This window comes from Streptomyces sp. NRRL S-455 (assembly GCF_000717875.1).
GTDB lineage: Bacteria > Actinomycetota > Actinomycetes > Streptomycetales > Streptomycetaceae > Streptomyces.
The window spans coordinates 548,061-565,915 of record NZ_JOCT01000001.1; the positions used below are offsets into that span (position 1 = coordinate 548,061).

The window sequence follows — 17,855 nt, forward strand, 5'->3', positions numbered from 1 at the left end:
TCGGCGTATGGGAAGGGCCTGGCGGGCTCTTCCTCCAGCACACCGAGGGAGTGGCCCCGAGATGACCCGTTCCGCGCCCCGGACACGCCGGCTCCAGCGGGCCGCCGGTGCGTCCGCCGCCGCGCTGCTGGCCCTGAGCGCCTGCTCCTCCTCCGACTCGGACACCGGGAAGGGGCCCTCGGCGTCCTCGTCACCGGAACTCTCCGGCACGGTCACGGTCTTCGCCGCCGCCTCCCTCCAGGAGAGCTTCACGACCCTGGGCAAGGAGTTCGAGAAGGCCCACCCGGGCACCAAGGTCACCTTCAACTTCGGCGGCAGCGACACCCTCGCCGCCAGCATCACCAGCGGCGCACCGGCCGACGTCTTCGCCGCCGCCAGCACCAAGACCATGGCGCTCGTGACCGACAGCGAGGACGCGGCAAGCACGCCCGCCACCTTCGTACGCAACCGGCTGGAGATCGCCACGCTGCCCGGCAACCCGGACCGGATCACCTCCCTGCAGGACCTCACCACGTCCGGTCTGAAGGTCGTCCTGTGCGACAAGACCGTGCCATGCGGTGCCGCCGCCCAGAAGGCCCTGGACACCAGCGGCCTGAAGCTCACCCCTGTCTCCTACGAGCAGGACGTCAAGAGCGCCCTGACGAAGGTCGAGCTGAAGGAGGCCGACGCCGCCGTCGTCTACCGGACCGACGTCCGGGCGGCGGGTGACAAGGTGGAGGGCGTGGACTTCCCCGAGTCGGCCGAGGCCGTCAACGACTATCCGATCGCCCTGCTCAAGAACGCCCCCAATCCCGAGACGGCGAAGGCCTTCATGGCTCTGGTCACCTCGGCCGAGGGCCAGAAGGTTCTGTCCGGGGCCGGGTTCCTCAAGCCGTGACGGGCATCGACACCGTGGAGAGCCGGCCCCGCCGCGACCGCCCCGGCCGACGGAGCCGCACGGTGCCGGTTCCCCTGCTGGTCCCCGCCCTGATCGGTCTGGCGTTCCTGCTCCTGCCCCTGATCGCCCTGCTCGTCCGGACGCCCTGGCGCAGCCTCCCCGGGCAGCTCACGAGCCCCGAGGTGTGGGAGGCGCTCCGGCTGTCGCTCGTGTGCGCCACGGCTGCGACGGGGCTGAGCCTGGTCGTCGGAGTGCCCCTGGCCTGGCTGCTGGCCCGTACACGGTTCCCCGGGCGCGGTTTCGTACGGGCCCTGGTGACGCTGCCGCTGGTGCTGCCGCCGGTGGTGGGCGGTGTGGCCCTGCTGCTCGCCCTCGGGCGCAACGGGGTGGTCGGGCAGTGGCTCGACGCCTGGTTCGGAATCACCCTGCCCTTCACCACGACGGGTGTCGTCCTCGCCGAGACCTTCGTGGCGATGCCGTTCCTCGTCATCAGTGTGGAGGGCACCCTCAGGGCCGCCGACCCGCGCTACGAGGAGGCGGCCACGACCCTGGGCGCCTCGCGCTTCACCGCGTTCCGGCGGGTCACCCTGCCGCTGATCGCGCCGGGCATCGCGGCCGGTGCCGTGCTGGCCTGGGCCCGGGCACTGGGCGAGTTCGGCGCGACGATCACCTTCGCGGGCAACTTCCCGGGCCGTACGCAGACCATGCCGCTGGCGGTCTACCTCGCCCTGCAGAACGACCCGGCGGCCGCGATCGCCCTCAGCCTGGTGCTGCTGGCCGTGTCCATCGCGGTGCTGGCGGCCCTACGGGACCGCTGGATGACGCCGTCATGACGTCCTCCCGCCGACGGCTGGGCAACGGTCCTCCGGCACACGAACCGGCCGCCGCACAACAGCCGGGCGGCACCGCCCGGACCGGCGCCGGCCCGACCGCCGGCCGCCACCACCCCGCCCGACGCCTCGGCGACAGCCTACCGGCACCCGCCCGGACGCCGACGAGCGCCCAGCCACCAGCATCGCCCGACAGGCCCGGCACGACCGCCGGCCGATACCGGCCCCCCGGCCCGGCCGACGCCGACCCTCTGACTTCCTGGACACGATCCTCATGACCGAGACGACCGACCGCGACGACACGGCGACCGGCCTCCTCCCCCAAGGCCTCGACGCCCGCCTCCTCGTCGACCGCGGCGCCTTCCGGCTCGACGTCGCACTCACCGCCGCTCCCGGCGACGTCGTGGCGCTGCTCGGCCCCAACGGCGCCGGCAAGACCACGGCCCTACGCGCCCTCGCGGGCCTCTCCCCCCTCACGTCGGGCCATATGGGACTGGACGGTGTGCGCCTGGACCGTACGCCGCCCGAGTCCCGCCCGGTCGGGGTCGTCTTCCAGGACTATCTGCTCTTTCCGCATCTGACCGCCCTGGACAACGTCGCCTTCGGGCCGCGCTGCCAGGGCGCCGGCAAGGCAGAGGCCCGTGCCCAGGCCGCCGAGTGGCTGGACCGCATGGGCCTCGCCGACCACGCCGGCGCCAAGCCCCGCCACCTCTCCGGCGGCCAGGCCCAGCGCGTGGCACTGGCCCGAGCGCTGGCCACCCGGCCGCGGTTGCTGCTCCTGGACGAGCCCCTCGCCGCCCTCGACGCCCGCACCCGGCTGGACGTTCGCGCCCAGCTCCGCCGCCACCTCGCCGGCTTCGAGGCCGTGGCCGTCCTCGTCACGCACGACCCGCTGGACGCCATGGTGCTGGCCGACCGGCTGGTCGTCGTCGAGGACGGCCACGTCGTCCAGGAGGGCACACCCTCCGACATCGCCCGCCACCCCCGCACGGACTACATCGCCCGGCTCGTCGGCCTCAATCTCTACCGGGGGCTGGCCGAGGGCCACACGGTCCGGCTCGACAACGGACCGGCCATCACGACCACCGAACAGCTCGACGGCCCGGTCTTCGTGGCGTTCCCGCCCAGCGCGGTGACGCTGTACCGGGAACGCCCCACCGGCTCCAGCGCCCGCAACCTGTGGCGCTGCGAGGTCGCCGGCCTGGAGACGCACGGCGACCAGATCCGCGCGGACCTCACCGGCGAGCTCCCCCTGACCGCCGACCTCACCACCGTCGCCGCGGCCGACCTCGATCTGCACCCCGGTGCCAGGATGTGGGCCACGGTCAAGGCGACGCAGACCCACGCATACCCTGCGTAAGGGGTGCATCGGGCTACCGTGCGGTCATGAGCCTGAGCATCCGCAACCAGCTCCCCGGCACCGTCACCGCCGTCACACAAGGCGAGGCCATGGCGACGGTCAAGGTCCGCCTTTGCGGCGGCCAGAACCTCACCGCGGCGATCACCCGCGAGGCCGCCGACGACCTCGCTCTCGCCCCGGGCAGGGCCGTGCGCGCCCTGGTGAAGTCGACGGAGGTCTCGCTGGCCACCGCTCCCGTCGAGGGCCTGTCCATCCGCAACCGGCTCCCGGGCACGGTCACGTCCCTCGCGACCGGCGACGCCATGGCCACCGTCCGGGTCACCGTCGAAGGCGGCGAACTGACCGCCGTGATCACCAGGGACGCCGCCGAGGACCTCGCCCTCGCGGCCGGGACCCCTGTCGTCGCCCTGCTCAAGTCGACCGAGGTGTCACTCGCCGCCCAATGACGGGAGGGGCCCCGCACCGCGGAGCCCCTCCGACTGACACGACGGCCGATCAGTCCTCGTACGCGTCCAGCGGCGGGCAGGAGCAGACGAGGTTACGGTCGCCGAAGGCCTGGTCGATGCGGCGCACCGGCGGCCAGTACTTGTCGGCGGCCGAGACTCCGGCCGGGAAGACGGCCTCCTCACGGCTGTAGGCGTGCTCCCAGTCGCCGGCGAGCGCGCCGGCGGTGTGCGGGGCGCCGCGCAGCGGGTTGTCGTCCGCGGGCCACTCACCGGAGCCGACCTTCTCGATCTCCGCACGGATCGAGATCATCGCCTCGCAGAACCGGTCCAGCTCGGCCAGGTCCTCCGATTCGGTCGGCTCGATCATCAGCGTTCCGGCCACCGGGAACGACATCGTCGGCGCGTGGAAGCCATAGTCGATGAGCCGCTTGGCGACGTCGTCGACGCTCACTCCGGTCGCCTTGGTCAGCGGCCGGAGGTCGATGATGCACTCGTGCGCGACGAGCCCGCCGGGCCCGGTGTAGAGCACCGGGTAGTGCGGCTCCAGTCGCTTGGCGACGTAGTTGGCGCTGAGCACCGCCACCTGCGTGGCCCGCTTCAGCCCCTCGCCGCCCATGAGCCGGACGTACGCCCACGAGATCGGGAGGATGCCCGCGGACCCCCAGGGCGCGGCGGAGATGGGACCGACACCCGTCTCGGGGCCCGCCTCGGGCTGCAGCGGGTGGTTCGGCAGGTACGGCGCGAGGTGCTCGCGCACCGCCACCGGGCCGACGCCGGGACCGCCACCGCCGTGCGGGATGCAGAAGGTCTTGTGCAGGTTCAGGTGCGAGACGTCACCGCCGAAGTGCCCCGGCTTGGCGAGCCCCACGAGCGCGTTGAGGTTGGCACCGTCGACGTAGACCTGCCCGCCCGCCTCGTGCACCTGCGCGCAGATCTCGGAGACGTGCTCCTCGAACACACCGTGCGTGGACGGGTACGTGATCATCAGCACGGCCAGCTCGTCCCGGTGCTGCTCGATCTTCGCCCGCAGGTCCTCGACGTCGATCTCACCGTCCTCGGCGGTCTTCACGACGACGACCCTCATGCCCGCCATCACGGCGCTCGCGGCGTTGGTGCCGTGCGCGGACGACGGGATCAGGCACACGGTGCGCTGCTCGTCCCCGTTGGCCCGGTGGTACCCGCGGACGGCGAGCAGACCGGCCAGCTCGCCCTGCGACCCGGCGTTCGGCTGCAGGGACACCTTGTCGTAGCCGGTGACCTCGGCGAGACGGTCCTCCAGCTCGTGGATGAGGGTGAGGTAGCCCGCGGCCTGCTCGGCGGGGGCGAAGGGGTGCAGCTGACCGAACTCGGGCCAGGTGACCGGCTCCATCTCGGTGGTCGCGTTGAGCTTCATGGTGCAGGAGCCCAGCGGGATCATGCCCCGGTCGAGCGCGTAGTCGCGGTCGGCCAGCCGGCGCAGGTAGCGCAGCATGGCGGTCTCGGAACGGTGCTGGTGGAAGACGGGGTGCGTCAGGTACTCGTCGGACCGCAGCAGAGCATCGGGAAGCCCGTCCTCCGTGGCGGCGTCCAGCGCCTCGATGACGCCCTCGATACCGAAAGCGGCCCACACGGCACGCAGCTGGGCCCGCGTGGTGGTCTCGTCGCAGGCGATCGACACGTGATCGGCGTCGACGAGCCGCAGGTTGACCCCGTTCTCCCGCGCGGCGGCCACGATGTCCGCGGCCCGTCCGTCCACGCGTACCGTCACGGTGTCGAAGTAGGCGCCGTGCACGACCTCGACCCCGCCGTTGGCGAGCCCGGCGGCGAGGACGGTGGCGTACCGGTGGGTGCGGCGCGCGATGCCCTTCAGCCCCTCGGGCCCGTGGTAGACGGCGTACATGCCGGCCATGACGGCGAGCAGCACCTGCGCGGTGCAGATGTTGCTGGTGGCCTTCTCGCGGCGGATGTGCTGCTCACGTGTCTGGAGCGCCAGCCGGTAGGCCTTGTTGCCGTCGGCGTCCACGGACACTCCGACGAGCCGCCCGGGCAGGCTGCGCGCCATCTTCTCCCGCACCGCCATGTATCCGGCGTGCGGCCCGCCGAAGCCCATGGGCACGCCGAAGCGCTGTGTCGTACCGACCGCGATGTCCGCACCGAGCTCACCGGGCGACTTCAGCAGTGTCAGCGCGAGCAGATCGGCGGCGACGGTGACGATCGCCCCGAGCTCGTGCGCCCGGTCGATCACCGGCTTGATGTCCCGTACGGCCCCGGAGGCGCCCGGGTACTGGATCAGCACGCCGTTGATCTCACGCTCGGCGACCTCGGCCGGGATGCCGTCGCCGAGGTCGGCGACGACGACCTCGACGCCGGTCGGCTCGGCCCTGGTCCGGATCACGGCGATGGTCTGCGGCAGGGCGTCCGCGTCGACCAGGAACAGGCCCTTCTTGTTCTTGCCCAGCCGCCGTGACAGCGCCATGGCCTCGGCGGCCGCGGTGCCCTCGTCCAGCAGGGAGGCACCGGAGGTCGGCAGTCCGGTGAGGTCGGCGACCATGGTCTGGAAGTTGAGCAGCGCCTCCAGCCGCCCCTGCGAGATCTCCGGCTGGTACGGCGTGTAGGCCGTGTACCAGGCCGGGTTCTCCATGACGTTGCGCATGATGACCGGCGGCGTGAAGGTGCCGTAGTAGCCGAGTCCGATCATGGAGCCGAGGACCTGGTTGCGGTCGGCGAGGGAGCGCAGCTCGGCGATCACCTCGGCCTCGCTGCGGGCGCCCGGCAGGTCGAGCGCCTCAGCGCTCTTGATCACGGCCGGGACCGCCGCGGCCGTGAGCTCGTCCAGCGAGCCGTAGCCGACCTGGGCGAGCATCTTGGCGCGGGCCTCGTGGTCCGGGCCGATGTGGCGCTGCTCGAAGGGGACTGCCTCTTCGAGCTCGGAGAGCGGAATGCGGTGGGCGGTCATTTGCGGAGGCCTCCTGGTCGACACGACCTTCGAGGGGCACCACGGCGCGGGTACCCGAACGGCCTCCCCCTCTGTCATCTCAACCTGAGAGCTTCACCGGATCACCCGAAGGTCTCCGGCTTTCACCGTCGGTGAGAGCGGAAGCCGTCGACACCCGCCCTGCTTTCCAGAGTGACCTCGTCCGTGCGGTACGTGAGCCTGAGAGATTCCGGGGAGGATTTGCTCCTTCGGCGCCTCCGATGGTGTCCGGAGGACTCTCCCGCACGGGGTCAGCAGCCGCTGCCAGCGTACCAGCGGGGGCCACGCACGAACCTTCGAGTGGCCGCAGTCGTCATTGTGCCGTTTTGTAGTGTCTACGAATGACTTGCGACCACGTGGAGGGCCCGTGCGAACCGATATCGATCCGCGCAACCTGATCGGCCGCAAGGCGTTCGACCGCACCGGAACCAGGATCGGCACCATCGACGAGGTCTACCTCGACGACGCCACCGGCGAGCCGGAGTGGGCGGCGATACGGACCGGCCTGTTCAGCAGGGACGCCTTTGTCCCCCTCGAGCCCAGCGAGCTCGTCGACGGCGCTCTCCACGTCCCCTTCGACCGCTCCCTGATCAAGGACGCCCCCGACTTCGGCGTGGGCCGCCACCTCTCCCCTGAGCAGGAACTCCAGCTCTACCATCACTACGGCCTCGACGTCGCCGCCCCTCCTCCGCTCACGGATCACGACTTCGGCAAGCTGGCGGGCACGGACGAGACGGCCTGACGCCCCGGTGATCCGTTCACGGGGCGGCGGACCGCAGTCCCACCGCCCCGGCCTCGCCGTCCGGCCCACAGCTCTCGTCCGGTCTCATTGACACCAACGGCAACGGGTCCGCCGGCTCCAGTTCCGGATCGTCGGTCCGGAACGTCCGCACACGGCCCGGCTGGGAGCCGGGCGTCTCGAACCGTACGGTGACCCGCCCCAGGCCGCTGCCCTGCACCCACCCGTGCCCGAACTCGGCATGCCGCACGTCGTGCCCGGCGGGCCAGCGCCGCTCGGCGAGCGCCGGCTGCTCCTCGGCAGCTGCCACGGCGTGCTCCTCGGCGGGCCGCTGCTCGGGGTTCGTCCGCTCTCCCGCCGCCTGCGCGAAGAGGTCCTCCTGCGTGTAGTCGGCGAGGCCGCTGACCCCCACCCCGAGCAGCCGCACACCGCCCGTCGTGTCGACCGAATCCAGCAGTCTGGCCGCGGCCTCCCGGATCACCCCGGGGTCGTCCGTCGGCCCGCGCAGCGTCTCGGACCGGGTGAGCGTCGAGAAGTCGAACCGCCGCACCTTCAGCACGATGGTCCGCCCCGACAGCCCCGCCCCGCGCAGCCGCCGCACACACCGGTCAGCGAGCCGCTGCACCTCGAGCCCCACGCGCAGCCGGTCGTGGATGTCCACGTCATACGTGTCCTCGACCGACACCGACTTCGCCTCCCGCTCCGCCACCACGGGCCGGTCGTCCCGCGCCAGCGCCATCGCGTAGAGCCCGTGACCGTGCGCTCTGCCCAGGAGGCGCACCAGCTCGTCCTCGCCCGCCTCGACGATCTCCTCGACCGTCGTGATCCCGGCACGTCGCAGATGGTCACCCGTCGCCGGACCGACCCCCGGCAGGGTCCGCACCGACATCGGGCCGAGCATCGACCTCTCGGTCCCCGGCTCGATCACCACCAGCCCGTCGGGCTTGGCCTGCTCCGACGCGATCTTCGCGAGCATCTTGGACGCGGCGAGCCCCACCGACCCCGTGAGCCCGGTGAGGGCCCGTATGTCCGCGCGCAGCTGCGTCCCGACCAGGCGCGCCGATGCCTCGTCCCAGGCCGCTCCCCCGGCCTCCAGGTCCACGAACGCCTCATCCAGGCTCAGCGGCTCCACGAGCGGCGACAGCGCCCGCAGCAGCTCCATCACCCGCTCGCTGATCGCCTTGTAGAGCCCGAAGCGCGGCACGAGGTACGCGGCGTTGGGCGCGAGCCGCCGGGCCTGCCCCATGGGCATCGCCGAATGCACGCCGAAGACCCGAGCCTCGTACGACGCCGTGGCCACCACACCCCGCGGCCCGAGCCCGCCCACGACCACGGCCTTCCCCCGCAGACTCGGCTTGGACGCCTGCTCCACCGAGGCGAAGAAGGCATCCATGTCGAGATGCAGGATCGTGGGCGCGGTTCTCACATCTCCGATGCTGCCCTACGCCACTGACAATGCCCCGGGGAACTGCCCGGACCGCCAGGGGGAAACCGCTTGCCGTCCGGTGCGGAAACGTCCCGCCTACGCATGCGGCACCGCGGGAACGCCTCAGACGGCCCGGTTCCGACGTCGCGCCAGTTCGTCCGCCGGGTTGGGCCCGACCAGGGTCTCGCCGGTGTCGATCCGCTCCCCGTGCAGCTGGGACAGCGCGCTGTCGACGTCCCGCCACACCACACCCACGGCGATCCCGAAGACCCCCTGCCCCCCTTGGAGCAGGGCGTGTACCTCGTCAGGCGAGGTGCACTCGTAGACCGTCGCGCCGTCGCTCATCAGCGTCATCCGCTCCAGGTCGCTGAAACCGCGTTCCCTGAGGTGCTGGACGGCCGTGCGAATGTTCTGCAGCGACACCCCGGTGTCGAGGAACCGCTTGACGATCTTCAGGACGACGACGTCCCGGAAGCTGTACAGCCGCTGCGTTCCGGACCCGTAGGCAGGGCGCACGCTCGGCTCGACCAGGCCGGTGCGGGCCCAGTAGTCCAACTGCCGGTAGGTGATACCGGCGGCCGCGCAGGCCGTGGGGCCGCGATAACCGATCTGCTCGGACACCATGGACGTCGCCCCTCCGCTGCTCGGCACGGCCGTGGGTCGCTGCGGAGCGTGATCGGTCACACCCTCGGGCTGGGGACATCCCTCGCTCGGGCGGAGCCGAGAGCCGGGGGGAGCGTACGGACCGCTCACCCTGAGACTGCGCTCGGGGCCGCCCCCAGCCGTACCGTCGCCGCTGCTTCTCACGCCGACCTCCGTCCTTGACCTGCCTTCTCGACGGTAGGCAGTCACCGGGGGTGCGTCAACGATCGCCACACACGCCACGCCGAGTGATAATCACCCTAAGAGTGGTTTCCCGTGCCCCGCCGCGGGGAAAGGCTAGCCGAATGCCTTCGGGACGGCCCGTGTGACGCTCTCCCGCGCCCTCGGCACATCCGGGACCCGTCACACATGCGGCGGGCGACCCTGCCGCGGACCTCGTCGTCCGCCGGGTCGCCCACACGTACCCCCGACTGCTGCCCTTCCCTCTGCCGTCCGGCTCGCACCGGCCGGCTGGAACTCACTGGCTGCTGCTGCCGAAGTCCTCCGGGGAGATCTGGTCGAGGAACTCGCGGAACTTCTCCACCTCGTCCTCCTGCTCGTCCGGGATCGCGATACCCGCGTCGTCCAGCACCGTGTCGCTGCCGTAGATCGGCGTCCCGGTGCGCAGGGCGAGCGCTATGGCGTCGGACGGACGGGCGCTCACCTCGACGCCGCTGGCGAAAACCAGCTCCGCGTAGAAGACGCCCTCACGCAGGTCCGTGATGCGCACTTCCGTGAGCTCCTGGCCGACGGCCTCCAGCACGTCCTTGAAAAGGTCGTGAGTCAGCGGCCGCGCGGGAGCCATGCCCTGCTGGGCGAAGGCGATCGCCGTCGCCTCCCCCGGTCCGATCCAGATGGGGAGGTAGCGGTCTCCTCCCACTTCACGCAGCAGCACGATCGGTTGGTTGGAGGGCATTTCGACCCGGACACCTACGACATCGAGCTCGTTCACACAGCAACCCTAGGCCGTGCTCGGGATGTTTGGGTAGTCGGGCCGGGATCGGGCCCGTGATCCGGCCGAACGCGACCGGCCGCTTCAGGGCAGCCGCACCCCGAGCGCCGTCTGCACGAGCGCGGCATGCAGCTTCACCGTGAGGCCGGCCAGCTCTCTGGTGCGAGCCTCGGCAACAGCCCTGGTCTGCGGGTTCCGGTGCCGCTTCAGGGGGGCCACCACCTGGTCCACGAGCCCGGCCTCGCGGTCGGCCGCGGCCTTCATCACCCGCAGATGCCGAGGCTCGATCCCGAAGCGCCCCAGCTCGGCGACGAGGGCGGCCACCGTGAGCGCCTCCGCGTCGTACGCACCGTCCTCCAGTGGAGTGACGAGGCCGTACGACTCCCACTCCTTGAGCTCCTGCTCCCCGACACCTGCGGCAGCGAGCAGCTCCTGGCGCCCGATCCTGGCGGCCCTGGGCGCCTCGGAGGGCTCGGGTACGGAGCCGCCGTCTTGCTGACGGCCCAGCACCGGCAGCTGGACCGCCTCACCACGCTCCATGGCCTCCAGGTGCTCGCGGATCACCTTCAGGGGCAGATAGTGGTCCCGCTGCATCCTCAGGACGTGACCGAGACGCTCGACGTCATGGGGGCTGAACTTGCGATACCCCGAAGGAGTCCGCTGCGGCTCGATGAGCCCCTCCGACTCCAGGAAACGGATCTTGGAGATGGTGACTTCGGGAAACTCGTCGCGCAGCACGTTCAGCACCGTGCCGATGCTCATCAGCCCACTGTCCGTGGCGGCGGTGCCGTGCCCGGCACCGCCGCTCGGTGTTTGCGGCATGGACCTTCCCTGGCGGATGGGCCTTCGCGGGGTACCCGGACGACGTCCGGATCAGTAGCCCCGCTGGCTGGCGTAGAAGACCAGCCGGTACTTGCCGATCTGCACCTCGTCGCCGTTGTTCAGGGCGACCTGGTCGATCCGCTCACGATTCACGTACGTGCCGTTCAGACTGCCCACGTCGGCCACCGTGAACGAGCCGTCCTGACCGCGGCGGAACTCCACGTGACGCCGGGAGACCGTCACGTCGTCCAGGAAGATGTCGCTCTGCGGGTGACGCCCGGCCGTGGTCAGATCGCCGTCCAGCAGGAAGCGGCTGCCCGAGTTCGGCCCGCGGCGCACGACCAGAAGCGCGGAACCCAGCGGCAGCGCGTCGACGGCCGCCTGCGCCTCGGGAGAGAGCGTCGGCATCGGCGTCTGGCCCGTGGCCTCGCTGTCGTAGGCCTCGAGACCGGAGATCGAGATCGTGGAGGTCGTCTCGGAGGGACGCTCCGGCGTGGCCCCGGCCCGCAGCGGCGCACCGCAGTTCGAGCAGAAGCGGCTGTTCTCAGCGTTGCGGTTACCGCACCTCGTACACACCAGGGCCGACATCGGATCCTCCTGCCGCGGCTGCCCACCGGGGGCATTGGACGCATACGGGTCGGAAAACCCTCCACCCGCACTTGAGGGTTGTCCGAAACCTATGCCGCCGGGCTGCGCAGGGTCAACCGAGGGCGCGCCCTGACCTCCGGAGATGTCGCCGCCGGGACCACCGACCTGGTCACGGAACAGCGGCCGCTGACCTTCCTCGTCAGGCTGTGCGCGATGACGAGCGGTCGCATTGTCGCTGCCCTCTCGCGCGCTCTTCCCGAACAACTTCGCAAACAACTTCACGGGCGATTCCCCTTGACCGAAACAGACCCGCCCGTGGGGCAGGACGAACCCTGACTGAACACTCTGGCCGACCCGGACATCCTGACAACGTCCGTCTGCACCAGACAGTTTCCACCACGCACCACCCATTCGGTGCGCCGACCCCCCGCAACCTCATGCCCTCGCCGGACGCCGCCCATGCACTGCCGGTTCACCGGGAGGACGACCGAGCGTAGTCAGGCCGCTTCGCTGCTCGCAAGGCGTCCACGACGATCTTGGTCGACCGCTCGATGGTGACCGTGGCCTGTTCCTTCTCGAGAGTCTGCACCACGCCTCCGGGGATGTTGAGCGCCGGCTCGAGGTCCTGCGGCTTGCCGATGACCTTGAAACGAAAAGGAGCGTTGATCTTGTTCCCGTCCACTGCCACACCCTTGCCGGAGTCCGTCAGATAGGTACCCGCGACGACGCGTACATCGTTGACCTGAATCGCCTCGGCACCCGCCGCGCGCAGCTCCTGGATCGCGTCGAGCAGCATGTTCGCCTCGACCGTCCCCCTCGTGTCCTCGATGGTCACCGTGATGCCGGGCCCTTCCGCGGCCACCGTGCCCGCCAGGATGCCGAGTTGCCTCTCCTTCTCGATCGTCTGCTTCCGGGCCTCCTCGGCCTGGTCCGAGCTGTTCTCCAGCTCGTCGCGCTGCTTCTCGAGCCCCTGCTTCTCGTCCTCAAGACGCTGTGAGCGGTCGTCCAGTTCATCGAGGATGCGGACGAGATCCTCCTGACGCGCTCCGCGCAAGGCGCTGTCACTGTCGCTGTTCGAGGCCACCTGCACGGCCAGCCCGAATCCCAGGCCGAACAGCAGCACCGCGACGATGAGTTGGGCCCGGCTGACCCGCGGCGGCCACAGTCCCTCCACCAAGCGCTGGCGACCGGTCATCTGCGGCTCGGGGGCCACCGTCTCCGGTTCCGGCTCCCGCACCGGCTCGGGTTCCTGCTCCTGCTCCTGCGCCTGCGCCTGCTCCTGCTCCTGCTCCTGCTCCGGGGTGGCCCTGGCGGCAGGCACCACCGAGGTCACTTCCTCCGGCAGTTCCTTGCGCAGCCGGTTCCCGGACTCGTTGCTGTCGTCGCGCCGGTCCGCGCGTGTGTCGCCGAGTTCCTCGGCCCGCTTCTCGTCGTGGTCGCTCATCGGCCTCACGCCCGGAAGACGTGCCGGCGGATCGCGGCGGCGTTGGAGAAGATCCGGATCCCCAGGACGACCACCACACCGGTGGACAGCTGAGCACCCACGCCCAACTTGTCGCCCAGGAACACGATCAGCGCGGCCACGACCACGTTCGACAGGAACGACACCACGAAGACCTTGTCGTCGAAGATGCCGTCGAGCATGGCCCGCAGCCCCCCGAAGACAGCGTCCAGAGCCGCCACGACGGCGATCGGCAGATAAGGCTCGACCACCGCCGGAACCTCAGGCCGGACCAACAGGCCGGCCACGACTCCCACGACGAGGCCCAGTACGGCGATCACGATGTGCCCTTCTCGCTCTTCTCAGTGCTCGGCTGTGCTGTACGTACGATCACACTCGGCGCGGCGGGCAGACGGAGGTCGTCCTCCACCGAAAGGGCGGTTCGGACGCCGTAGCCCTCCTGGAGCGCGTTCAGGTACAACCCGTCCGCACTGTCCTGGAACCGCGTGCTCAGCCGCTGCCCGTCCCCCACCGCGAGCACCGTGTACGGCGGCACCAGCGGTTTGTTGTCGACCAGTATCGCGTCACCCGCGGCCCTGATCGCGGACAGCGCCGTCAGCCGCTGCCCGTTGATGGAGACGGCCTCGGCTCCGGACTCCCACAGCCCGTTGACCACGCGCTGCATGTCCCGGTCGCGTACCCGGCCGGTGTCGGCGAACCCCGAGGTCTCACGCGGGTCGCTCTCCCCGTCTCCGCCGGCCTCCTTGGCATCGTTCACCACGAGCTTCACGCCGGGGCCGTGCACGGCGGAGGCGCCCGACAAAACGCCCACCAGGTCGGACTCGGCGTTTCCACCGCTGTGCTTCAGTGCCTCACGCTGCCGCGCGCTCACGTCCTCGCGCAGCCGGTCCACGGAGTCCTCGAGCCTGTCCGCCGCCTCGGTTTCCCGGTCGATGCGGTCGACCAGTTCTTCCCGCTCCTTGGCGACGACCGGAGCGGCGACCCGCGCCTGTGCCGCTCCCACGGTCACGATGAGGGCCGCGAGCACCAGCCCGGCGGCAAGCCCCAGCTTCGCCCTCAGCGTCTTCGGCATGCCACCGTCGCCCGCGGCCTTCTTGCGCGCGGCGGCCTCGGCGTATCCGTCGTCGAGGCTGTGGTCCATGACGTTGGTGATCAACGACATGGACGCGTCCGGGCGCCGGGGCCGCGTCGGTGTGCTCCGAATGGGGGGTTGCTGCGGCATGGGGCACATCGTCGCACGTCGGGGCCGCTACCTCCGAACGGCCCCACCGGCGTGCCGGACAGGCCCCGTTGGGGAGGCTTGTCCGGCACACACGCGTGCGGCTGGTTCTACCGGCCGGCGCTGTCCACGACCGCCGACCACTCGTCGAGCAGGGCCTGCGCGGAGGCGTCGTCCGGCCCCTCGGCCCACAGGTGGGTGACGGCCTCGGCCGGGTCGGGCAGCACCATCACCCAGCGGCCGTCGGTCTCCACCACACGCACACCGTCCGTGGTGTCCACGAACCGGTCTCCGGCCGCCTCGACGACCCGGCGCATCACGAGACCCTTGACGGCCCAGGGAGTCGCCAGATCCCGCTTCAGGACGTGCGCCCGCGGGATCCGCGCGTCAATCTGGCTAAGGGTGAGCTGCGTCCGCGCCACGAGCCCGATGAGCCGTACGAAGGCCGCGGTGGCGTCGTACACGCTGCTGAACTCGGGGACGATGAACCCGCCCTTTCCGTCGCCACCGAAGATCGTCCCTTCCTCACCGCCCACGCGCGTGAGGTCGTCCGGGGAGGTGGTCGTCCACTCGACCTGCGTCCCGTGGTACGCCGCCACCTGCTCGGCGATCCGGGTCGTGGTCACCGGCAGGGCCACCCTGCCACTGCGCCGCTCGGCGGCGACCAGATCCAGCATCACGAGCAGCGCCCGGTCGTCCTCGATGATGCGCCCCTTCTCGTCGACCAGGGACAGCCGCTCACCGACAGGGTCGAACCGCACACCGAACGCCGCACCCGAGGAGGCGACGATCTCCCCGAGACGCACCAGGCCCGACCGCCGCATGTCGGCCGTCTCCGTCGGCCTGGACTCGTCGAGACCGGGGTTGATCGTCAGCGAGTCGACACCGAGCTTGCCGAGGAGGCTCGGCAGTACGAGCCCCGCGCTGCCGTTGGACGCGTCGACGACGACCTTCAGCCCGGAGTCCGCGATCCCGGCGGTGTCGACGTTCCGCAGCAGCGACCCGGTGTACGAGTCGAAGACACTGGCCGGGAAGTGCAGGTCGCCGATCTCCCCGGGGAATGCACGGCGGTACTCCTGCCGCGCGAACACGCGGTCCAGCTTCCGCTGACTGCCCTGCGACAGGTCTGCGCCGTTGCCGTCGAAGAACATGATGTCCACGGAGTCCGTCACTCCGGGCGTGGTCCGGATCATGATTCCGCCGGCGCTGCCCCGCGCGGTCTGCTGCCTTGCCACGGGCAGCGGAACGTTCTCCAGGTCCCGCACGTCGATGGCGCTGGCCTGCAGGGCGGAGATCACCGCCCGCTTCAGCGCACGGGCACCACGCGAGTGGTCACGGGCCGTGGTGACGGTCGAGCCCTTCTTCAGGGTCGTCGCATACGCACCGGCGAGCCGGACGGCCAGCTCGGGTGTGATCTCGACGTTCAGGATCCCCGACACCCCACGGGCGCCGAAGAGGTGCGCCTGTCCCCTTGATTCCCAGATCACCGAGGTGTTGACGAAGGCACCGGCCTCGATGGTCTTGAACGGATAAACCCGCACATTGCCCTGAACGATCGATTCCTCGCCGATCAGGCATTCGTCACCGATGACCGCCCCGTCCTCGATCCGCGCCGCACGCATGATGTCGGTGTTCTTTCCGACGACGCAGCCGCGCAGATTGCTGTGCGGCCCCACGTAGACGTTGTCGTGCACGACGGCCTTGTGCAGAAAGGCGCCGCTCTTGACGACCACGTTGGAGCCCACGACGGTGTGCTCACGGATTTCGGCCCCGGCCTCGACCTTGGCATAGTCACCGATGTAAACCGGCCCTCGGAGCACGGCGTCGGGATGAACCTCGGCCCCCTCGGCCACCCACACGCCCGGCGAGATCTCGAATCCGTCGATGTCGACGTCGACCTTGCCCTCCAGGACGTCGGCCTGCGCCTTGACATAGCTCTCGTGAGTGCCGACGTCCTCCCAGTACCCCTCGGCCACGTAGCCGTAGACGGGCTTGCCTTCCTTCATCAACTGCGGGAAGACGTCACCGGACCAGTCGACGGGCACATCGGGATCGACGTAGTCGAAGACCTCGGGCTCCATCACGTAAATACCGGTGTTCACGGTGTCGGAGAAGACCTGGCCCCAGGTGGGCTTCTCGAGGAAGCGTTCCACCTTGCCTTCCTCGTCGACGATGGTGATGCCGAATTCCAGCGGATTGGGCACACGCGTCAGACAGACGGTGACCAGAGCGCCCTTTTCCTTGTGGAAATTGATCAGCTCGGTGAGGTCGAAATCCGTGAGAGCGTCACCGGAGATGACGAGGAAGGCATCGTCCTTCAGCGCCTCCTCAGCGTTCTTGACGCTTCCGGCAGTACCGAGTGGCTTCTCCTCATTGGCATAGGTGAGCTCCATACCGAGCTCTTCGCCGTCACCGAAGTAGTTCTTGACGAGCGAGGCCAGGAACTGGACAGTTACGACTGTTTCATTGAGCCCATGCCTTTTGAGCAGCCGCAGAACGTGCTCCATGATCGGGCGGTTGGCCACGGGCAGGAGCGGCTTGGGCATGCTTGAGGTCATGGGACGAAGGCGCGTGCCTTCGCCTCCGGCCATCACGACGGCCTTCATGTCGGAAGCGTCCTCCTCTTAAAGACGACGGTCTAGCCGACTTCACCCGCGAGAATTGTCCCGCACTTTCCGACCCCCGGCCATCGGTGCCGACACGGCCGGACCAATCCGCGAGCTCAATCGGCCATGGCGTCCGCACGGACAAGACGGCGGACTTGTACCACATAGAGGACTCCTGCCCACCAGTACAGCGTTGTACCCCATCCGGCGAACGCCCATCCGAAAATGGCGGCCAGTGACGAGATCCAACCGCTTCCGTCGCTGAGCAGGAGCAACGGGAAGGCATACATCAGGTTGAAGGTGGCAGCCTTGCCCAGGAAGTTCACCTGGGGCGGCGGATAGCCGTGGCGGCGGAGGATGCCCACCATCACCAGCAGCACCAGCTCTCGCGCGAGAAGTGCAGCAGTCAACCAGAGAGGCAGAATCTCGCGCCAGGTGAGGCCGATCAAAGTCGAAAGAATGTAGAGCCGGTCGGCTGCGGGGTCGAGGAGCCGGCCGAGGCTGCTGATCTGGTTCCACCGCCGCGCCAGCTTGCCGTCGAGGTAGTCACTGACGCCGCTGAGGGCCAGTACCAGGAGGGCCCACCCGTCACTCTTGGGTCCACCGAACTCAGGGCGCAGAATCAGCCACAGAAAGAGGGGCACGCCAAGGAGCCGCGCCATGCTGAGGATGTTCGGGATGGTGAGCACACGGTCCGTCTGGACGCGAGTCTCCTGAACCTCCACCCGGGGGCCTCCTGTGGGAAACGTACCAACGCTGCCCCCTGACCTTACCTCAACGCAAAAAAGCTCTGGCTCTCGGGTGGAGTGCCCAAGAGCCAGAGCTTTAAAAGGAGTTCGGCGGCGTCCTACTCTCCCACAGGGTCCCCCCTGCAGTACCATCGGCGCTGTAAGGCTTAGCTTCCGGGTTCGGAATGTAACCGGGCGTTTCCCC

At 69.8% G+C, this 17,855-nt stretch carries 16 protein-coding genes, 1 rRNA gene and 1 riboswitch; of the genes, 5 read left to right on the forward strand and 12 right to left on the reverse strand.

Annotated features, from left to right (window positions below):
- The first annotated feature begins 61 nt into the window (after window positions 1-61).
- From modA to IE97_RS0102525, 4 genes are all read left to right on the forward strand, one after another.
- Entirely contained in the window at window positions 62-877 is an 816-nt protein-coding gene (gene modA / locus IE97_RS0102510) for a molybdate ABC transporter substrate-binding protein (protein ID WP_030147526.1), read from the forward strand.
- Window positions 874-1,710 (forward strand): ABC transporter permease, encoded by an 837-nt coding sequence (locus IE97_RS0102515; protein WP_030147527.1) that lies wholly within the window; start codon window positions 874-876, stop codon window positions 1,708-1,710. The genes modA and IE97_RS0102515 overlap by 4 nt, the downstream gene beginning before the upstream one ends.
- A 271-nt stretch (window positions 1,711-1,981) precedes the next feature.
- Window positions 1,982-3,067, forward strand: coding sequence for an ABC transporter ATP-binding protein (locus IE97_RS0102520; protein WP_030147528.1), 1,086 nt, complete (start codon window positions 1,982-1,984; stop codon window positions 3,065-3,067).
- A 26-nt stretch (window positions 3,068-3,093) separates the two neighbouring features.
- A complete protein-coding gene (locus IE97_RS0102525) occupies window positions 3,094-3,513 on the forward strand; it encodes a TOBE domain-containing protein (RefSeq protein ID WP_030147529.1) in 420 nt (139 codons plus the stop codon).
- 49 nt (window positions 3,514-3,562) lie between these two features.
- Here the strand turns inward: IE97_RS0102525 and gcvP are convergent, their stop codons facing one another.
- The gene (gene gcvP, locus IE97_RS0102530) at window positions 3,563-6,448 is read right to left on the reverse strand and encodes an aminomethyl-transferring glycine dehydrogenase (RefSeq protein WP_030147530.1); all 2,886 of its coding nucleotides are present in this window, start codon (window positions 6,446-6,448) and stop codon (window positions 3,563-3,565) included.
- A gap of 176 nt (window positions 6,449-6,624) precedes the next feature.
- Window positions 6,625-6,720, reverse strand: a riboswitch (glycine riboswitch).
- A gap of 113 nt (window positions 6,721-6,833) precedes the next feature.
- Between gcvP and IE97_RS0102535 the strand changes: the two genes are divergently transcribed.
- On the forward strand, window positions 6,834-7,208 hold the full coding sequence (locus IE97_RS0102535) for a PRC-barrel domain-containing protein (RefSeq protein ID WP_030147531.1): 375 nt from the start codon (window positions 6,834-6,836) through the stop codon (window positions 7,206-7,208).
- Between the two features lie 16 nt (window positions 7,209-7,224).
- Here IE97_RS0102535 and IE97_RS0102540 read toward each other — a convergent pair whose 3' ends face one another.
- From IE97_RS0102540 to rrf, 11 genes are all read right to left on the reverse strand, one after another.
- On the reverse strand, window positions 7,225-8,631 hold the full coding sequence (locus tag IE97_RS0102540) for a DNA polymerase IV (protein ID WP_030147532.1): 1,407 nt from the start codon (window positions 8,629-8,631) through the stop codon (window positions 7,225-7,227).
- A 123-nt stretch (window positions 8,632-8,754) separates the two neighbouring features.
- Entirely contained in the window at window positions 8,755-9,438 is a 684-nt protein-coding gene (locus IE97_RS0102545) for a MerR family transcriptional regulator (RefSeq protein ID WP_106975266.1), read from the reverse strand.
- A gap of 313 nt (window positions 9,439-9,751) precedes the next feature.
- Window positions 9,752-10,225 carry a bifunctional nuclease family protein gene (locus IE97_RS0102550; RefSeq protein ID WP_003988851.1) on the reverse strand — a complete coding sequence of 158 codons (474 nt, stop codon included), beginning with the start codon at window positions 10,223-10,225 and terminating at the stop codon, window positions 9,752-9,754.
- An 84-nt stretch (window positions 10,226-10,309) separates the two neighbouring features.
- Window positions 10,310-11,047, reverse strand: a complete 738-nt coding sequence (locus IE97_RS0102555; protein WP_030147534.1) for a MerR family transcriptional regulator — start codon at window positions 11,045-11,047, stop codon at window positions 10,310-10,312.
- A gap of 51 nt (window positions 11,048-11,098) precedes the next feature.
- Window positions 11,099-12,046 (reverse strand): FHA domain-containing protein, encoded by a 948-nt coding sequence (locus IE97_RS39715; RefSeq protein WP_078603040.1) that lies wholly within the window; start codon window positions 12,044-12,046, stop codon window positions 11,099-11,101.
- Between the two features lie 61 nt (window positions 12,047-12,107).
- Window positions 12,108-13,079 carry a DUF881 domain-containing protein gene (locus IE97_RS0102565; RefSeq protein WP_051704802.1) on the reverse strand — a complete coding sequence of 324 codons (972 nt, stop codon included), beginning with the start codon at window positions 13,077-13,079 and terminating at the stop codon, window positions 12,108-12,110.
- Between the two features lie 5 nt (window positions 13,080-13,084).
- Window positions 13,085-13,417, reverse strand: a complete 333-nt coding sequence (locus tag IE97_RS0102570) for a small basic family protein (RefSeq protein WP_003988855.1) — start codon at window positions 13,415-13,417, stop codon at window positions 13,085-13,087.
- Complete coding sequence (locus tag IE97_RS0102575) at window positions 13,414-14,328, reverse strand: DUF881 domain-containing protein (RefSeq protein ID WP_106975267.1); 915 nt, start codon at window positions 14,326-14,328, stop codon at window positions 13,414-13,416. The genes IE97_RS0102570 and IE97_RS0102575 overlap by 4 nt, the downstream gene beginning before the upstream one ends.
- Before the next feature lie 98 nt (window positions 14,329-14,426).
- Window positions 14,427-16,922 (reverse strand): mannose-1-phosphate guanyltransferase, encoded by a 2,496-nt coding sequence (locus IE97_RS0102580; RefSeq protein ID WP_030147538.1) that lies wholly within the window; start codon window positions 16,920-16,922, stop codon window positions 14,427-14,429.
- Window positions 16,923-17,038: 116 nt separating this feature from the next.
- Window positions 17,039-17,647, reverse strand: coding sequence for a CDP-alcohol phosphatidyltransferase family protein (locus IE97_RS0102585; protein WP_030147539.1), 609 nt, complete (start codon window positions 17,645-17,647; stop codon window positions 17,039-17,041).
- Between the two features lie 109 nt (window positions 17,648-17,756).
- Window positions 17,757-17,855, reverse strand: a 5S ribosomal RNA gene (rrf, locus tag IE97_RS39155); the annotation flags it as partial.

Coding starts and splice junctions, on each gene's coding strand:
- IE97_RS0102580 (WP_030147538.1), bottom strand. CDS start 16,922: ATGAAGGCCGTCGTGATGGCCGGAGGCGAAGGCACGCGCCTTCGTCCC.
- IE97_RS0102575 (WP_106975267.1), bottom strand. CDS start 14,328: ATGTGCCCCATGCCGCAGCAACCCCCCATTCGGAGCACACCGACGCGG.
- IE97_RS0102565 (WP_051704802.1), bottom strand. CDS start 13,079: ATGAGCGACCACGACGAGAAGCGGGCCGAGGAACTCGGCGACACACGC.
- IE97_RS0102520 (WP_030147528.1), top strand. CDS start 1,982: ATGACCGAGACGACCGACCGCGACGACACGGCGACCGGCCTCCTCCCC.
- IE97_RS39715 (WP_078603040.1), bottom strand. CDS start 12,046: ATGGGTGGTGCGTGGTGGAAACTGTCTGGTGCAGACGGACGTTGTCAG.
- IE97_RS0102555 (WP_030147534.1), bottom strand. CDS start 11,047: ATGCCGCAAACACCGAGCGGCGGTGCCGGGCACGGCACCGCCGCCACG.
- gcvP (WP_030147530.1), bottom strand. CDS start 6,448: ATGACCGCCCACCGCATTCCGCTCTCCGAGCTCGAAGAGGCAGTCCCC.
- IE97_RS0102525 (WP_030147529.1), top strand. CDS start 3,094: ATGAGCCTGAGCATCCGCAACCAGCTCCCCGGCACCGTCACCGCCGTC.
- modA (WP_030147526.1), top strand. CDS start 62: ATGACCCGTTCCGCGCCCCGGACACGCCGGCTCCAGCGGGCCGCCGGT.